Below are 17,442 nucleotides of genomic sequence, written 5' to 3' on the forward strand. Positions count from 1 at the left end.
TGGAGCACGTGAAGACCTTAAGTAATTCGTCTTCATGACTTTCTTTAAACTCTTTAAGGAGGTGGGAAGAATGGCTGTACCTTTTAGAAGAACTTCTAAAACTGCAAAGAGAAAACGTCGTACTCATTTTAAATTAAACGTACCTGGTATGGTAAGTTGCCCAAACTGTGGTGAAATGAAACTTGCTCACCGCGTATGTAAGGCTTGCGGAACATACAAAGGAAAAGACGTTGTGAACGACTAATTTCATTGAGATAAAAAGCACAAGGAGCATAAGCCCTTGTGCTTTTGTCGTTTTATGGGATGTTGATTTCCAAACTAAGTGATTAGTGCGATAATCATTGGGTAATTTTAAAAGAAGCAATCCATACATAGTTCATATTGAAGGGAGAAAGGATTATGGCTTATACCATTGAAAAATCAGAAAAGGGTTATTTATTATTTACCATCACAAGAGGCGATAAAAGAAATGCAGTAGATTATGATGTTATGGAAGGGCTTTCGAAAGTGATTCATCATGCGGCTGACCCTGATGTTTTGGCCTTGGTTATTACAGGAGAAGGGGAAGATGCCTTTTGTTCTGGTGGAGACCTTTCTGTTTTTCACTTGCTTGAAACCGAAGAAGAAGCCTATTCGATGCTTTCAAAAATGTCCAAAGTTCTTTATTCTCTGTTAACATTACCCATTCCTACTATTGCCCTAATGAACGGGCATGCAGTTGGAGGTGGATGTGAGATTGCCATTGCCTGCGACTTTCGTCTAGCACGGAAGGGGATAAAAGCTGGTTTTATTCAAGGAAAGCAATCGATTACAACTGGCTGGGGGGGAGGAACGATTTTGGCAGAAAAGCTGCCAAATCCTCTTTACATGAAGCTGTTAATGGATGCCAAGGTTCATAAGGTCGAAAGATTAAATGAGATAGGTTTGATTGACAGCCTTTATGAGACTGACCCTATAAAAGAATGTGAAACATACTTGGAAAATCTCTTATCTAAGGACAAAGGTGTACTGCAATCCTATAAACAGATATGGATTAGAAGGTGGGAGGAAACGAAACTGCAAGAGAGAATAGAGACGGAAGTCCGAAATTGTGCCCGCCTTTGGGAGAGTGAATCCCATCATCAGTACGTCAAAATGTTTATGAATAAAAAAACAAACAATTAAACTGAAAACAGGTGTTGTTTCAGTCTATCTTTTCTAGTAGATGCATATGTATGAATAAAAACACTAGGAGGGATTCTGTTATGGCGCCAACTCGCCAAGATGCATGGTCACAAGATGAAGATTTATTGCTTGCCGAAGTTGTTTTAAGACATATCCGTGAGGGAGGAACGCAGCTGCAGGCTTTTGAGGAAGTAGGCAAACAACTGTCAAGAACTTCAGCAGCCTGTGGTTTTCGCTGGAATTCTTTCGTTAGGAAACAATACAAGTCAGGTATTGAACTTGCAAAAAAACAACGAAAAGAAATGAAAAAACAATCACCTCAAGTGGAAGAAGAAAAAAATGGCGCCGAGGTCATGGTGGAAGCCGCCTCATCCAAATCCAATGGCGAATCTGTTAGTTTTCAATCCGTTATCCATTTTTTAGAGGGACTTCATAGGAAAGCTGAGGTTAGCTCCACCATTGAAGAGGACCGGGAAAAGTCAGTTGAAAAAATAAAAGAATTAGAAAAGAAAATCTTCTATCTGGCAGCGGAAAATGAAAAACTGAGTAAAAACCTAAAAGCGATTGAGGAAGATTATCGATCATTGATTGAAATTATGGAAAGAGCAAGAAAAATGGTTGTTCTCCAGGAGGAAGACCGTCAGCAAAAGGTAAAATTCCAAATGGATAAAAACGGGAATCTTGAAAGAGTGGAAAAATAAAAAAGCGGACTTTATGTCCGCTTTTTTTATTTTAATGCTGTGCTTCTACACCTGCAGGATACCATACAAGTGGATTTTCACCGCGGTCGCGTTCCATATCATACTCAACAGCATCAAATTCCATCTTATTCCAAAATTCACTTGAATGAACTCTAGGATTTGTTTTAATAGGCAGACCAAAGCTTTTTGCAAATTCTACAAGCTGCTTGCCGTAGCCTTTACCTTGATAGTCAGGCAGTACTTCTAGCTTCCAAAGCTCTAAATAATTTTGTGGTGGATAGAAATAACGGTCAAATTTCGCATCAATTTGGTATAAACTCATTCGTGCTACTAGTTTGTCTCCAAAATAAATACCATAAAATGGTGAATCACTATGATCTTCCACCATATTTGCTTCTAAATCTTCTAGCATAGATAACTCTTGAATCCCATACTGCTTAAACTTTTTAAATTCTTCAAGTGTTTTAAAATTGATTTTTAATTTTTCAACTTTTGACCCCATAAAGGAACCCCCTAAAAAGAAAGTGATTGGATACATCATCCGTATATCTTCAAGTGATACTGAATAACATGGAAATGAGATAATTTTTGAATTATTAAAACCGAACTACTACATTTATTATATAACAAAATTATAAAAATTTCCTACATTAAAACTTCGGGAAGCGTTTTCAAAGTTTGCAGGAAATTTCGTTAAGGTTGTAGAAACATATAATGATGGATGGACTAAAGGGTTTTAGAAAGGGGTAATCATGTGCAAAAAATTTTAATAGCCAACAGGGGAGAGATTGCACTTCGGATTATTAAAACCTGCCATGAGATGGGGATTGAAACAGTTGCAATTTTTTCAGATGCCGATAAGGAAATGCCCTATGTTAAAGCCGCATCTAAGGCAGTGTATGTTGGTGAGCCTCCAGTTACTAAATCCTATCTGCAAGTTGAAAAAATTTTAGCTATTGCGAAAGAAGAAAAGGTGGATGCCATTCATCCGGGATATGGATTTTTATCCGAAAATAGCGGATTTGCCTTGAGAACAATTGAGGAAGGAATCATTTTTATTGGTCCCAAACCGAAAACCCTTGAGCTGATGGGGGATAAAATTGTTTCTCGGCAAACAATGGAACACGCTGGTGTTCCCGTGGTTCCGGGAAGCGCTCATAGATTAAAGACACTTGAAGAAGCATGCTCCTTAGCTGCAACAATTGGATACCCCATAATGCTGAAAGCAAGTAGCGGAGGCGGGGGGATCGGAATGGTGTTATGTGAAAATGAGCAAGCGCTCGGAAAAGCCTATGCATCGACAAAGTCGAGAGCAATGGCTTATTTTGGCTCAGATGAGGTTTTTATCGAAAAATATATTGCAAACGCAAGACACATTGAAATACAAGTTTTTGGTGACATACATGGAAATATTGTTCATTTATATGAAAGGGATTGTTCGATTCAAAGAAGACACCAAAAGGTGGTCGAGGAATCTCCCTCTCCTTTCCTTTCCAATGAAATCCGCGAAAAAATGTATGATACGGCTGTTAAGGCAGCAAAAGCTGTTGACTACACTAATGCCGGGACAATTGAATTCATAGTGGACGAACAAGAAAACTTCTACTTTTTAGAAATGAATACAAGACTTCAGGTAGAACATCCTGTTACAGAAGAAATCACTGGACTAGACCTTGTTAGGTGGCAAATTTTAGTTGCAAAGGGAGAAAAGCTTCCAAAAATTCAATCTGAAATCACTTTAGAGGGGCATGCCATTGAATTCCGTCTTTATGCGGAAGACCCTGTGTGTTTTTTGCCATCACCGGGTAAAATTGCAACTTTTGAGTGGGAAAATGGGCAAGGTGTCCGGGTAGATGCCGGTTATGTGAGCGGAGGTACTGTAACTCCTTTTTATGACCCAATGATAGCGAAATGTATTTTCCATGGGGATACTCGCAATCAAGCATTAATAATTGCAGAACGATTCTTTAAAAGCCTAAAAATTGATGGAATTAAAACAAACGCGCCGCTTTTCTTAAAAATACTGGCGAATGAAGATTTTAAAAAGGGTATCTATACAACAAATTTCTTAACAAAACAATTAAAAAACTAAGGAGAGAATGAGTATGAGAGAAATTACTGCTTCTATGGCTGGTACCATTTTAAATATTTTTGTTTCAAACGGTGAAAATGTGAAATTGGGGCAGGAGGTTTTAATGCTCGAATCAATGAAAATGGAAATCCCGATTGAAAGTCCTACAGAAGGAATTGTTAGAGAATGTAAAGTGAGCATTGGTGATTTTGTTAATGAAGACGATGTTTTACTTGTAATCGAATAGCAGCTGATAAGGGGGGAGAACAATGGCAACACCCAATACATTGAATGAACGATTGACCGAAAATCGAAAAAAAATTGAGGCTGGCGGGCTGAAAAGATATCACGAGAAGCTAAAGGAACAAAACAAGTTGTTTGTACGTGAGAGGCTTGCGTTATTGTTCGATGAAGGAGTATATGAAGAAGACGGGAAATTTGCTAATTTCCAAGCGGGAGATCTACCGGCCGATGGGGTGGTTTGTGCGATTGGAAAGATAAACGGCCAAACAGTTTGTGTTATGGCAAATGATTCAACGATAAAAGCTGGATCTTGGGGAGCGCGTACGGTTGAAAAAATCATTCGTATTCAAGAAACCGCTGAAAAATTAAAGGTTCCATTACTTTATTTAGTTGACTCTGCTGGTGCGAGAATCACCGACCAGTTAGAGATGTTTCCAAATCGACGCGGCGCGGGTAGGATTTTTCATAATCAAGTAAAGCTCTCCGGTATGATTCCACAGGTTTGTATTCTTTTTGGACCCTCAGCGGCAGGAGGGGCCTATATTCCGGCATTTTGCGATATCGTTATTATGGTGGATCAAAATGCTTCCATGTATCTTGGTTCGCCGCGCATGGCGGAAAAGGTAATCGGTGAGAAGGTAAGCCTTGAAGAAATGGGCGGAGCCCGAATGCATTGTTCGGTAAGCGGCTGTGGCGATGTTCTTGTCTATAGTGAAGAAGAAGCGATAGAATCAGCAAAAAAATATATCGGGTATTTTCCTGCAAACTTTAAAGAAAAAACAAAGTTGATTGCTGGAATTGCGCCAAAGGAAGGCCGTGAACTAGAAGCGATAATTCCGGAAAATCAAAATGCCCCCTTTGATATGCACCAATGTATTGACTGCTTAGTGGATGAGGGAAGTTTTTATGAGATTAAAAAGCTGTTTGCGGAGGAGCTTATTACGGGTCTGGCGCGAATCGACGGCAGGGCAGTTGGAATTATCGCCAATCAGCCAAAGGTAAAAGGGGGCGTTCTGTTTGTTGATTCTGCTGATAAAGCAGCAAAATTCATTCAACTATGTGATGCCTTCCATATCCCTTTATTGTTCCTTGCTGATGTCCCAGGCTTTATGATTGGAACAAAAGTAGAGCGGGCCGGAATTATCCGCCATGGGGCTAAATTAATTGCCGCAATGAGCTCGGCAACTGTTCCTAAAATTTCTGTCATTGTGAGAAAAGCATATGGTGCCGGACTTTATGCAATGGCTGGCCCTGCATTTGAGCCAGATTGCTGTATCGCTTTACCAACGGCACAAATTGCTGTAATGGGTCCAGAAGCAGCTGTAAATGCAGTTTATTCAAATAAAATAAAAGAAATTGCCGATCCAAAAGAGAAAATCGCTTTTGTTCAGGAAAAGCACAAAGAATATAAAGAAAGTATTGATATTTATAAGCTTGCCTCGGAGTTAATTGTGGATGAAATTGTTGCCCCGGAGGAATTGCGGGATGTATTAATTCAGCGTTTTGATTATTACGAGACAAAAGAATTAACATTCAGCGTTCGGAAACATCCGGTGTATCCAGTCTAAATAGAAATGCGGAAGCGTCTTGCTTAGGGGTGACAAGCATAAGACGAGCCGGCGAGAAGGTTGCTTTTTAACCTTCTTGACGGATTGGCTGTAGACCATAGAGCCCCTAGGCGCTGGAGCTAGACAGTACAAAGTCCCTTTTCACTTTTGGTGAAAAGGGATTTTTCTTACCATGTGTATAACCTTTTGATAAAATAATAGAAAAGTGAAAAAATGAGGGATATGCTTGGAAATTGGAATTATTGGTGCCGGATCACTTGGTCTATTATTTGCATCTTATTTGAGTCGTGTTTTTACGGTTACACTTTATACACGAACAGAAGAACAAGCAATGGAAATTAAAAAAAACGGAATTATTTTAAAAAAGAACACTAAAAGGACTCAAGCCTTGGTCCGTGCTTTACCATTAAGTAAATGGGAAGGAACGGAAGATCTTATCATCATTACGGTAAAATCCTACCATCTAGAAGAGATTATTAAAAATATAAATAGACTACCAAGACCTCCAAAAAACCTGTTATTTTTACAAAATGGAATGGGGCATTTAAAGCATCTAGAAACACTTAGAGAAACACAGATTTCTGTCGGATCAGTTGAACATGGCGCATACAGGGAAGATGCTTTTACTGTCAGCCATAATGGAGAGGGTATAACGAATGTTGCTGTCTTTCGCGGAGATACTTATGTGTTAACAGCATTAACCGAAACCGCACCTAGCGAATTTCCAATTGTGATGAACGAAGATTTTTACAAGATGCTGGTGAATAAATTAATTGTCAATTCGGTTATAAATCCATTAACAGCTATCCTTGGGGTGAAAAATGGTGAATTAATTAAAAATGAATATTATTTTAAAAATGTTGTTCATTTATTTAATGAAATCTCAATTCTATTAAATATAGAAAACCCCGATATTCATTTGAAGAAAATAATCGATATTTGTCATAAAACAGCCGATAATCGTTCTTCTATGCTAAAGGATATTGAAGCAAATCGAAAAACTGAAGTGGATGCAATTTTAGGTTTCTTATTGGAAAAGGCAAATGAGGAGTTCAAAAAGGTTCCTTTAATTGAAAGCTTCTATCTCCTTTTAAATGGGAAAGAGCTTGGAAAAGGTGGTTTGAAATGATTACGTTTATTTCAACTGTTTTATCAGTCCTTTTTGTTTTACCGCCATTAGGATTTGTTGCGGCTTATATTATATTTAGGATGATCACAAAGAGTAAACGTAAATCTGTCCATAAGGCTTTAGATTTTACGACCCTCTTATTTATTATTGCTGTTCATTTTTTAATCGTAACCATTTGGGGGAAATCCCTTTTCTGGTTAATAATAATAGTGTTGATTCTAATAGCAATGACTTTTGTGGTGGTTCATTGGAAAATAAAAGGTGAAATTTTATTTGGTAAAGTGTTGAAGGGATTTTGGAGGTGCAATTTTATTCTCTTTTTTCTTGTCTACATGGCTCTTACATTTTATGGTTTGATTCATCGGGCCCTGACTTTTACCTTTTTTTCATAGGCAGTGTTGATTTCCGCTCCAATCAACGTTGTTATTAAATGAAAAATAACTTTTAACACAGTCTTCTCATAAAAAATTTTGTTTTCAAGAATTTTTGTAAGCAAAGTTTTTTTTGAAAAAGAGTGGTTAATGCTATACTCTTAAGGAATGAATATGGTTGATTAGAAAGGATGTACATAAATGGAGATTTTAAATCTCTCTTTACCGGCTGTAAACCGATTTGCTTCTAATTATTTGGAGCAGGCAGCTGATATACAATCATTTTTCCACTATCGTTATAATCAAATATCCGACGACCAGGATCGATTAACAGAGTTGAAAAATCGAAGCTTCCCCCGCGCAGAATTAACTGCACACATTAGAGAGTTCATTAAGAAATATCCCTCTTCAAAGGCAGTGGAAAATTCACTTGAAAAACTGTTAAATCCTAAAAGTGTAGTTGTCATTGGCGGGCAGCAGGCAGGAATACTAACGGGACCACTTTATTCGATACATAAAGTTATTTCCATCATTAAATTAGCTGAGCAAAAAGAGAGACAGCTTGGTGTACCTGTTATTCCTGTTTTTTGGATTGCCGGTGAGGATCATGATTTTCAGGAAGTAAATCACGTTTTTGTTCCGGTAGAAAACCGAATGGATAAATGGATTTATCCAGAGAAAGTTTTTCAAAAGAAAATGGTTTCTGATATTCACTTGGATAAAGATGTATGTCTTGCATGGGTACGAAATGTGATTGAAAACTTTGGTGAAACCAATCATACCAATCGTCTTATCGCATTTGCTGAAGAGCAAATAAGCAAATCGGATACGTTTGTAGACTTTTTTGCAAACATTGTCATGGAAATGTTTAAAGATTACGGCTTGTTAATTGTTGATTCAGGTAACCAGCTTTTCCGCCAGATCCAAAAAGAATTCTTGACAGAACAAATTAATCATCATAAATCGATTACTTATTCTTTGCTAAAACAGCAGGATTTGATTAGTCAAAAGGGTTACCCGATAACGATTGAAGCACATGATCAGGCTGCGAATCTATTCTATTACGATGAAAGAATGAACGAACGAATTCTTCTGGAATATAATCTGGAAATCGACCGATTTGTGGGGAAAAGTGGGGTCCTCTCCTTTACGAAAGAAGAATTAGTGGAGATTGCAGCCAAAGAACCCGGCAGGTTGAGCAATAATGTGGTAACAAGACCTTTAATGCAGGAATTACTTTTCCCAACCATTGCATTCATTGCTGGCCCGGGGGAAATTTCTTATTGGGCAGAATTAAAGCTTGTTTTTGAATTTTTTAATATGAAAATGCCCCCGATTGTGCCAAGGTTGAATATTACCCTGCTTGACCGCTCTGTTGAAACGGACATGAATGAACTAAATTTAACTTTGTCTACTGTTTTAACCAAGGGGACAACAACCGACAAAGAATTGTTTCTTGGCTCAATAAAAGATAAAGAAGCTGAAGAACTATTCTTAGCAGCAAAAGAACAATTGGCTCAGCAATACCGTCTGATTGAGGCAAAGACTGCCCAGCTTGATAAAGGACTTTTGCCATTATTAAAGAAAAATGAGAAAAAGCTTGTAGAAGAAATTGAATTTATGCAAAAGAAACTGGATGATTCGGTAAAATTAAAACACGATGTTGTCCTAAGGAAATATGGACGTGTGGATCTTTCATTAAGACCTGACGGGTTCCCGCAGGAGAGAACCTGGAATGTGTTTTATTATTTAAATCACTATGGACTCCATCTAATCAATGATGTAATGCAATTAAGCTTTGAGTTTGATGGACGGCATAAAATAATTAAAATGTAGAAACTTCCCGTTTTGTGAAGTTTCTTTTTTTTGATAAATATTACAAGTTTTAAAGGGATTTTAAATCTTAAGAACGAATAGTAAAAATAAGTGGAGGAAAGTGGGGGAATGTGGTACATTTTATATAGAAAGTGGGGGTAGCGGGTATGTTCATGGGTGAATACCATCACAGCATCGATAATAAAGGCCGTATCATCGTGCCCTCCAAATTCCGTGATGATCTTGGTGAAATGTTCATTATCACGAGGGGTTTGGATCAATGTTTGTTTGGTTACCCATTAACAGAGTGGAAAGTGATAGAAGAAAAACTTAAAGGTTTACCACTTACTAAGAAAGATGCCCGTGCTTTTACTCGATTTTTCTTCTCTGGTGCAACTGAAAGCGAGTTGGACAAGCAAGGAAGGATTAATATTCCTGCCCCATTACTTCAATATGCAAAATTAGAAAAAGAATGTGTTGTCCTAGGTGTTTCCAATCGAATTGAAATCTGGAGCAAGCAGATTTGGGAAGACTATTTTGTGCAATCCGAGGATTCTTTTGCTGAGATTGCAGAAAATATGATTGGCTTTGATATATAATGGAAAAGTTATATAAACATAACTTATTATATATCGTTTCATTCGATAAGGAGAATTGGAAAATGTTTGAACATACAACAGTGTTATTAAACGAAGCGGTGGAAGGCTTAAATATTAAGCCAGATGGCATTTACGTTGACTGTACGTTAGGCGGAGCAGGACATAGTTCGCTCATACTTTCGAAATTAGGGGCAGAGGGAAGATTATTTGCCTTTGACCAGGATGAAGTGGCGATTGCGAATGCCAAAGAAAAGTTATCGTCTAATCTTGAAAAATTGACGATTATAAAAAGCAATTTTTTATATTTAAAGGATGAGCTCGAAGCCTTAGGAGTTAGGAAAGTTGATGGTGTTCTTTATGATTTAGGTGTATCATCCCCGCAGCTGGACACACCGGAAAGAGGATTTAGCTATCATCATGATGCCCCATTAGATATGAGAATGGATCGTGATGCACACACTTCGGCCTATGATGTCGTGAATCACTGGGAGTATGAAGATTTAGTTCGAATCTTTTTTCGCTATGGTGAGGAGAAATTTTCTAAGCAAATTGCAAGGAAAATTGAAGCAGCACGAGAATCCAGACCAATTGAGACAACAGCGGAATTGGTTGAATTAATAAAGGACGCAATCCCTGCACCTGCCCGAAGAAAAGGCGGGCATCCAGCCAAAAGGGTTTTTCAGGCGATAAGAATTGCAGTGAACGACGAACTATCCGTTTTTGAACAATCATTAAACCAAGCAATGGAAATATTAAATCCGGGAGGAAGAATCAGTGTGATTACCTTCCACTCGCTAGAGGACCGAATTTGTAAGGCGGCATTTAAAAAGGCAAGCGAGGCCCCTGATTTGCCCCATGGTTTACCAATTATTCCAGATCAATACAAACCAACGCTAAAATTAATCTCTCGAAAACCCATTCTTCCTTCTGAAGAAGAACTCGAAGAAAACAATCGTGCCCGATCTGCGAAGCTTCGTATTGCAGAAAAAATATAAAAAATTGCTGGAGGGGAAAAAATTTGAGTAATCTTGCCAGGAAATATCAAGAGCAGCAACAAGTGACTGAAACCGTTCAAGAAAAACTAAAACAAAAAGTAAAAGTTAATAAGTCCTGGCTTACACCCGGGGAAAAAGTACTCGGGATTGCGTTTGCCGGTATGGTTTGTTTTGGTGCTGTTCATATGATTTCGAACCAGTCGCAAATATGGCAGGTGAACAAATCGATTCAAGAAACTGAAACATCAATTGAGAAGCAAAAGAAAGTAAACAATGACTTAAAAGTACAAGTTAGCGAACTAAGTACGTATGAACGTATTTATGAAAAAGCAAAGGAAATGGGACTCGTTTTAAACGAAAATAACGTCAAGGTTGTGCAAAAATGATTAAGAAACAGCCCTATATGAATGTTGGAGCAGCCTGTTTATTTGGAATATTCGGCCTGCTCTTTTTTATATTGCTTTTCCGATATTTTTCAATCGAAATATCCGGGGAAGCTGCCGGTCAGCCGCTTGCAGCGAAGGCACAGAAAAAATATACAAGGGTCGGAACACTTGAAGCCTCCAGAGGGATTATTTATGATCGAAACGGAGAAGTCGTCGCAGAAGACACCGCTTCTTATACACTTCTTGCCATTTTAAGTAAAAAGATGACGACGGACCCGAAACATCCCATGCATGTTAAGGATCCGCATAAAACTGCAGAAGAATTGGCCAAATATATTGATATGGATGAGTCTGAGATTTATAGTAGATTAACCCAAAAATTGTTTGAAGTTCAATTTGGCTCTGCCGGAAAAGATATCTCGATTGAAACGAAAAGGAAAATTGAGGCTTTAAAGCTTCCGGGTATTACCTTTATCCCACAAATGAAGCGTTTCTATCCAAACGGGATATTTGCCTCTCATTTAGTAGGATATGCTGACCCTGATGAAAAAAAAGATAATAAAATAGTAGGACAGATGGGAATTGAGAAATCTCTAAATAATTACCTAACAGGCTCAAATGGAAAAATAAATTACGAAAGTGACTTATGGGGCTATATACTTCCGGATAAAAAGGAAAACATCACCCCTGCAAAGGATGGGGATGATGTTTATTTAACAATAGATCAGAAAATCCAAACATTTTTAGAAGATGCCATGAATAAGGTTGCAAAGGAATATAATCCGAAAAAAATTATTGCAATTGTAGCAGATCCGAAAACAGGTGATATTTTAGCGATGGGGCAGCGTCCGTCTTTTGACCCGAAAACGAAAGAAGGCATTACGGACAGCTGGCATAATGAAGCCATTGAAACCTCATATGAACCTGGTTCGACCATGAAGATTTTCACGCTTGCCGCAGCGGTGAATGAAGGGGTTTTCAACCCGAATGAATTGTATAAATCAGGATCCTATCAAGTTTCTCCAAGGTCACCGGCGATACATGATCATAATTATTCAGGCTGGGGAACCATCTCCTTTTTAGAAGGTTTGCAGCGTTCATCGAATGTTGCCTTTGCAAAAATAGCTCATGAAAAATTAGGCTTTGAGAAATTCCGAGAGTATTTAAGTAAATTCGGATTTGACCGGCCGACCGGAATCGATCTTCCCAATGAAGCATCAGGAAAAATTCAGTATAATTACCCAATCGAAAAAGTAACAACAGCCTTTGGACAAGGTACAGCGATAACACCAATTGAGCAAATTCAGGCAGCAACATCGATTGCTAATGATGGTAAAATGATGAAACCCCATGTAGTAGAGAAAATTGTCAATCACGATACCGGAAAAACGATTAAAGAAAACAAACCTGAAGTGGTATCCAGACCAATAACTGCTGAAACCGCAAAAACTGTTCGTAATTATCTTGAAACAGTTGTTACTTCAAAAAATGGGACAGGCGGTCGCTACAAAATTGATGGTTATAGCGTCGCTGGTAAAACCGGGACAGCGAATATCCCAAACCCAAATGGCGGGGGATATTTAACAGGTTCACAGAATTATATCTTCTCCTTTCTTGGAATGGCGCCAAAAAATGATCCGAAATTAATTGTTTATGTTGCAGTGCAACAGCCGCAAGTAGACAACTATGAATTTGGCTCACGCCCTGTTTCAGAGATTTTTAAACCGGTAATGAAAAATAGTTTGCAATACTTAAATATCCGTCCATCAAAACTTCAAAAGCCTAGTCCGATTAAGCTTGGAAATTTCACTGGTGATGCAATAACAGGAACTGTAAAAAATTTAAATAATCAAGGATTTAGTCCGATTGTGCTTGGAAAAGGATCGGATGTAACCACTCAGCTTCCTAAAGCTGGAACAACCATTCTCGAAGGAGAAAAGGTTATATTAGGTACGAAAGGTAAGATGTTTGCTCCTGATATGACAGGCTGGTCACTCCGTGATGTTATGCAGCTTGCAAAAATAGCGAATTTGAAGTTTAACGTTGCAGGCAGCGGTTATGTAGTGAAGCAGAATATTAGTCCTGGAGCTACGTTAAAAAAGGGAGATAATTTGATTGTACAATTGCAAACTCCCGAGCAGCAGTCAATAAACACAGAGGATGCCAGTCAAGAAAAAAACCCTGATCAAAATATTAGCGATTAAGGAAAACTCGCCCTTTCATCAAAGGGTGAGTTTTCATTTTTCTTAACGGTCTAATTTTTTTTGTACAAGCATATAAATGGAACGACCACACAAAGGAGGCTCGTTCAAAGTATGCGTGTTTCAAATGTAACTGTCCGTAAACGGTTAATGATTGCACTTTTCGTTGGAATACTTGTCTTTTTAATTATCGATGTCCGGCTTGGGTATGTACAGTTTATTCTTGGTGATATGCTGACTGGAAAAGCCAAAGATTCGTGGAGCCGAAATATCCCCTTTGAGCCTGAGCGCGGAGAAATTGTTGATCGAAATGGGGTCCCGCTAGCAACAAATGTCAGTGCTCCAACGGTTTGGGTTGTTCCAAGACAAATTAAAAACCCAGCGGAAACGGCTGAAAAACTTGCCTCCGTGTTAAATATAACAAAGGAAAAGGCCTATAAAGAAATTACCCAGGGACAATCGATTGTCAGAATCAAAGAAGGAAGGAAAATTTCCCATGAAAAGGCCAAAGAAATAAGGGCATTAGGTCTTGATGGAATCTATATTGGTGAGGACTCTAAACGCCATTACCCATTTGGAAGCTATCTTTCACATGTTCTTGGTTTTGCGGGAGTGGACAACCAGGGCTTGATGGGACTTGAGAAGTATTATGATAAAGAACTTAGCGGGGACCGGGGTTCCGTAAAGTTTTATGCAAACGCAAAGGGACAGCGGATGAATGATATGGCCGATGATTATGAACCGCCTAAAAATGGTTTGAATTTAAAATTAACCATTGATACGAAAATCCAAACCATTGTGGAAAGGGAGTTAGATATTGCCGAGGCAAAGTATAATCCTGACGGAATCATAGCCATTGCTATGAACCCTAATAATGGTGAAATTTTAGCAATGTCCAGCCGACCTACGTTTAATCCTTCTAATTTTAGAAATGTTTCGCAGGAGGTTTACAACCGGAATCTGCCTGTATGGTCAACCTATGAGCCTGGTTCTACCTTTAAGATTATTACCCTTGCTGCTGCATTAGAAGAGGGAAAGGTGAATTTAGAGAAGGATCAATTTCACGACCCTGGATATGTTACCGTTGCTGGAGCGAGACTTAGATGCTGGAAGCGCGGCGGGCATGGCAGTGAAACATTTTTACAGGTCGTACAAAATTCTTGTAACCCTGGGTTCGTAGAATTAGGAGAGCGTCTAGGTAAAGATACATTGTTTAAATATATAAAGGATTTCGGATTCGGCCAAAAGACAGGAATTGATTTACAAGGAGAAGGTACAGGGATTTTATTTAATTTAAATCGGGTTGGTCCGGTTGAATTAGCGACTACGGCATTTGGCCAAGGGGTATCAGTTACACCCATTCAACAGGTTACAGCGGTTGCGGCGGCTATAAACGGAGGAATTTTGTATAAACCGTATATTGCGAAAGAGATTGATGATCCTTTAACAAATGAAGTGGTTATGAGAAATTCACCCGTAGCAAAACGAAGAGTGATTTCAGAGGCAACGTCTAAAAAGGTTCGCAATGCACTTGAAAGTGTTGTTGCCCAAGGGACTGGCGGTAAAGCATTTGTTGACTCTTATCGAATTGGTGGTAAGACAGGAACGGCCCAAAAAGCGCAAAATGGACGTTATCTAGAAAATAATCATATTGTTTCCTTTATTGGGTTTGCACCAGCGGATGACCCACAGCTTGTTGTTTATGTGGCTGTCGATAATCCGAAGGGAGTTGTTCAATTCGGGGGCCAGGTTACAGCGCCGATTGTTGGAAATATTATGAAGGATAGTTTGCGTGCCATGGGGGTTGAGCCACGTAAAAACCAAATTGAAAAGAAAAAGGCTTGGGATGATGTCCCGGTCATCGAACTGCCAGACCTGGTTGGAATGACAAAAAGTGAAATTGGCGAACAGATGATCAATTTGAAAATTGATGCAAGTGGTGAGGGTGATACAGTGGTAAGGCAATCCCCTGCACCGGGAACAAAATTAAAAGAGGGTTCGAAAATTAGACTTTATTTTGGCAATGGTGAATAGAAATAAAAGTAATGGGGTAGGCGGCTGGAATATGTATTCTGCCGCCTATTTTTCCGCTGCAATTAATGGTAGAATGGAATTTGGTTTTATTTTCATGTAAAATAAGAAAAGCTAGAAGCGCCTGGTTAGTCCCAAAGCAACTTTAAGGGCTGGGCCACTGGAGCTGGAATACTCGAAGTAGAATTTTAACCTTCTTCAAATTAGGCAGCCATGTACTTCCTGGTCATGAGAGGATTTGAGAGAACATGAAGCTACAAAACCTACTTGAATATTTGCATTCATTAGTCCCTTATTCGGACGCCAATCCGGAAATTTCATCGATTGAAAATGATAGCCGTAAGGTGCAAAAGGGAAGTTTATTTATTTGTATTAAAGGCTACACAGTGGATGGTCATGATTATGCACAAGCCGCTGTTATGAATGGTGCAGTCGCTGTTCTTGCCGAAAAAATACTTCCACTTGATGTACCGGTTATTTTAGTAAAGGATACTCACCGTGCAATGGCGGTCCTTGCCGATGCCTATTACGGGCAGCCATCGAAAAAAATGCATTTAATTGGCATTACCGGAACAAACGGGAAAACCACCACTAGTCACTTAATTGAAAAGATTTTTGCAGATGCGGGGAAGAAAACTGGTTTGATTGGAACGATGTATACAAAAATTGGTGACAGGACAATCGGAACCAAAAATACGACCCCTGATAGTCTGACATTGCAAAAAAACTTTCAGCAAATGGTCAAGGCCAATGTTGACCTAGCCGTAATGGAGGTTTCTTCCCATGCCTTAGATATGGGAAGGGTACACGGCTGTGATTATGATGTTGCGGTTTTTACGAATTTATCCCAGGATCATCTTGATTATCATAAAACCATGGAAGATTACCATCGAGCAAAATGCTTGCTATTTTCCCAGCTTGGAAATACCTTTGAAAAAAGCAAACCGAAATTTGCCATATTGAATGCAGATGAACCTGCTTCGGTATTATTTGAAAAATCTACGGCTGCGCATGTCATTACGTACGGGATTAACAACCATGCGGATATCCGGGCGGAAAATATTCAAATGAAGTCCTTTGGCACCAGCTTCGAAATAATCATCAACAAGGAAAGATATCCGGTTAAAATGCAGCTCTTAGGGAAATTCAATGTTTATAATGTGTTAGCAAGTGTTTCAGCTTCAATCGTTTCAGCCGTGCCTATAACGCAAATTATCCAATCCATTCAAAGTATTAAAGGAGTGGCGGGAAGATTTGAACTCGTTGATAAAGGTCAAAACTTTACAATCATCGTTGATTATGCTCATACGCCGGACAGCTTGGAAAATGTTTTGAAAACAGTCCGGCAATTCGCCCAGAAAAAAATATTTGTCGTTGTTGGCTGCGGGGGTGACCGGGACCGTACGAAAAGACCCCTAATGGCTCAAATTGCCTGCAAATTTGCAACAGACCCGATATTTACATCAGATAATCCAAGAAGTGAGGATCCTATGGCCATACTTAATGATATGGTTTCAGGAGTAAAAGGTTTAAGCTTCGAAGTTATACCCGACAGAAAAATGGCAATTAAAGCAGCAGTTGAACGTGCATCTGAAGGTGATGTAATTCTTATTGCCGGTAAAGGTCATGAAACCTATCAAATTATTGGAAGCAAGGTATATGATTTTGATGACCGGCTTGTAGCTCAAGATGCACTCAAGGGGAGATAGGAGATGTATTTAGTTTATAATGATGTTGCCAATTTCATTCATGAAGTTCGGGGCGCACATGATCCCACTCTTACTTTTTATACGGTAACGGACCAATCAGCAGCAATTCAGCCGAAAGGGATTTTTGTACCACTCAGTGAAGAATCAGGTGAACTAAAAGAGGCACTTGCCAATGGGGCAATAGCTGCCATTTGGGATAAAGAAAAACAGCTGCCGCGCTATACTCCGAACCACTTTCCGGTTTTTCTTGTGGAAGACCCGGAGGAAGCTCTGCGGATGATCCTACAACAATATATAGATAAATTAGATGGAGAAACAGAAAAAACAATGAATATAACAAAATTTGATTTTTTAACGAAAAAACTTCTTAACAAAAACAAACAAACATATGATATTGCTGTAATGTTGAATAAATTATCAGATAAGTTCAATGTAGCTGGTCAAGGAAGGAGGGGATAA

At 38.9% G+C, this 17,442-nt stretch carries 17 protein-coding genes; 16 read left to right on the plus strand and 1 reads right to left on the minus strand.

The features are described 5' to 3' along the window. The first annotated feature begins 70 nt into the window (after positions 1-70). The 3 genes from rpmF (at position 71) to ACFQZ9_RS06090 (ending at position 1,865) form a co-directional block, all read left to right on the plus strand. On the plus strand, positions 71-244 hold the full coding sequence (rpmF, locus tag ACFQZ9_RS06080) for a 50S ribosomal protein L32 (RefSeq protein ID WP_024029176.1): 174 nt from the start codon (positions 71-73) through the stop codon (positions 242-244). Positions 245-399: 155 nt separating this feature from the next. Next, entirely contained in the window at positions 400-1,164 is a 765-nt protein-coding gene (locus ACFQZ9_RS06085; protein ID WP_498942755.1) for an enoyl-CoA hydratase/isomerase family protein, read from the plus strand. An 80-nt stretch (positions 1,165-1,244) separates the two neighbouring features. After that, entirely contained in the window at positions 1,245-1,865 is a 621-nt protein-coding gene (locus ACFQZ9_RS06090; protein ID WP_198311127.1) for an RsfA family transcriptional regulator, read from the plus strand. Positions 1,866-1,896: 31 nt separating this feature from the next. Here ACFQZ9_RS06090 and ACFQZ9_RS06095 read toward each other — a convergent pair whose 3' ends face one another. Further along, positions 1,897-2,367, minus strand: coding sequence for an N-acetyltransferase (locus ACFQZ9_RS06095; RefSeq protein ID WP_198311128.1), 471 nt, complete (start codon positions 2,365-2,367; stop codon positions 1,897-1,899). A 252-nt stretch (positions 2,368-2,619) separates the two neighbouring features. Here ACFQZ9_RS06095 and ACFQZ9_RS06100 point away from each other — a divergent pair, with 252 nt between their 5' ends. The 13 genes from ACFQZ9_RS06100 (at position 2,620) to ACFQZ9_RS06160 (ending at position 17,442) form a co-directional block, all read left to right on the plus strand. After that, on the plus strand, positions 2,620-3,957 hold the full coding sequence (locus ACFQZ9_RS06100) for an acetyl-CoA carboxylase biotin carboxylase subunit (RefSeq protein ID WP_498942756.1): 1,338 nt from the start codon (positions 2,620-2,622) through the stop codon (positions 3,955-3,957). Between the two features lie 13 nt (positions 3,958-3,970). Beyond that, complete coding sequence (locus ACFQZ9_RS06105; protein WP_327835821.1) at positions 3,971-4,183, plus strand: biotin/lipoyl-containing protein; 213 nt, start codon at positions 3,971-3,973, stop codon at positions 4,181-4,183. A gap of 22 nt (positions 4,184-4,205) precedes the next feature. Beyond that, entirely contained in the window at positions 4,206-5,747 is a 1,542-nt protein-coding gene (locus ACFQZ9_RS06110) for an acyl-CoA carboxylase subunit beta (protein WP_498942757.1), read from the plus strand. A gap of 226 nt (positions 5,748-5,973) precedes the next feature. Then, complete coding sequence (locus tag ACFQZ9_RS06115) at positions 5,974-6,876, plus strand: 2-dehydropantoate 2-reductase (RefSeq protein ID WP_498942758.1); 903 nt, start codon at positions 5,974-5,976, stop codon at positions 6,874-6,876. Then, entirely contained in the window at positions 6,873-7,268 is a 396-nt protein-coding gene (locus tag ACFQZ9_RS06120; RefSeq protein WP_498942759.1) for a DUF3397 domain-containing protein, read from the plus strand. Before ACFQZ9_RS06115 ends, ACFQZ9_RS06120 begins: the two co-directional genes overlap by 4 nt. Positions 7,269-7,448: 180 nt before the next feature. Next, entirely contained in the window at positions 7,449-9,083 is a 1,635-nt protein-coding gene (gene bshC, locus ACFQZ9_RS06125; RefSeq protein WP_498942760.1) for a bacillithiol biosynthesis cysteine-adding enzyme BshC, read from the plus strand. Between the two features lie 146 nt (positions 9,084-9,229). After that, positions 9,230-9,661 (plus strand): division/cell wall cluster transcriptional repressor MraZ, encoded by a 432-nt coding sequence (gene mraZ / locus ACFQZ9_RS06130; protein WP_026574786.1) that lies wholly within the window; start codon positions 9,230-9,232, stop codon positions 9,659-9,661. Between the two features lie 62 nt (positions 9,662-9,723). Continuing rightward, the gene (gene rsmH / locus ACFQZ9_RS06135) at positions 9,724-10,656 is read left to right on the plus strand and encodes a 16S rRNA (cytosine(1402)-N(4))-methyltransferase RsmH (protein WP_198311135.1); all 933 of its coding nucleotides are present in this window, start codon (positions 9,724-9,726) and stop codon (positions 10,654-10,656) included. 23 nt (positions 10,657-10,679) lie between these two features. Beyond that, the gene (ftsL, locus tag ACFQZ9_RS06140; RefSeq protein WP_498942761.1) at positions 10,680-11,042 is read left to right on the plus strand and encodes a cell division protein FtsL; all 363 of its coding nucleotides are present in this window, start codon (positions 10,680-10,682) and stop codon (positions 11,040-11,042) included. Further along, the gene (locus tag ACFQZ9_RS06145) at positions 11,039-13,246 is read left to right on the plus strand and encodes a penicillin-binding protein (RefSeq protein ID WP_498942762.1); all 2,208 of its coding nucleotides are present in this window, start codon (positions 11,039-11,041) and stop codon (positions 13,244-13,246) included. Before ftsL ends, ACFQZ9_RS06145 begins: the two co-directional genes overlap by 4 nt. Before the next feature lie 111 nt (positions 13,247-13,357). After that, positions 13,358-15,277, plus strand: a complete 1,920-nt coding sequence (locus tag ACFQZ9_RS06150; RefSeq protein ID WP_498942763.1) for a stage V sporulation protein D — start codon at positions 13,358-13,360, stop codon at positions 15,275-15,277. A gap of 245 nt (positions 15,278-15,522) precedes the next feature. Then, positions 15,523-16,983 (plus strand): Mur ligase family protein, encoded by a 1,461-nt coding sequence (locus ACFQZ9_RS06155; protein WP_498942764.1) that lies wholly within the window; start codon positions 15,523-15,525, stop codon positions 16,981-16,983. A gap of 3 nt (positions 16,984-16,986) precedes the next feature. Continuing rightward, the gene (locus ACFQZ9_RS06160) at positions 16,987-17,442 is read left to right on the plus strand and encodes a hypothetical protein (protein ID WP_498942765.1); all 456 of its coding nucleotides are present in this window, start codon (positions 16,987-16,989) and stop codon (positions 17,440-17,442) included.

Origin of the sequence: Neobacillus sp. GCM10027624, assembly GCF_042675345.1 — a bacterium.
GTDB lineage: Bacteria > Bacillota > Bacilli > Bacillales > Cytobacillaceae > Neobacillus > Neobacillus cucumis_D.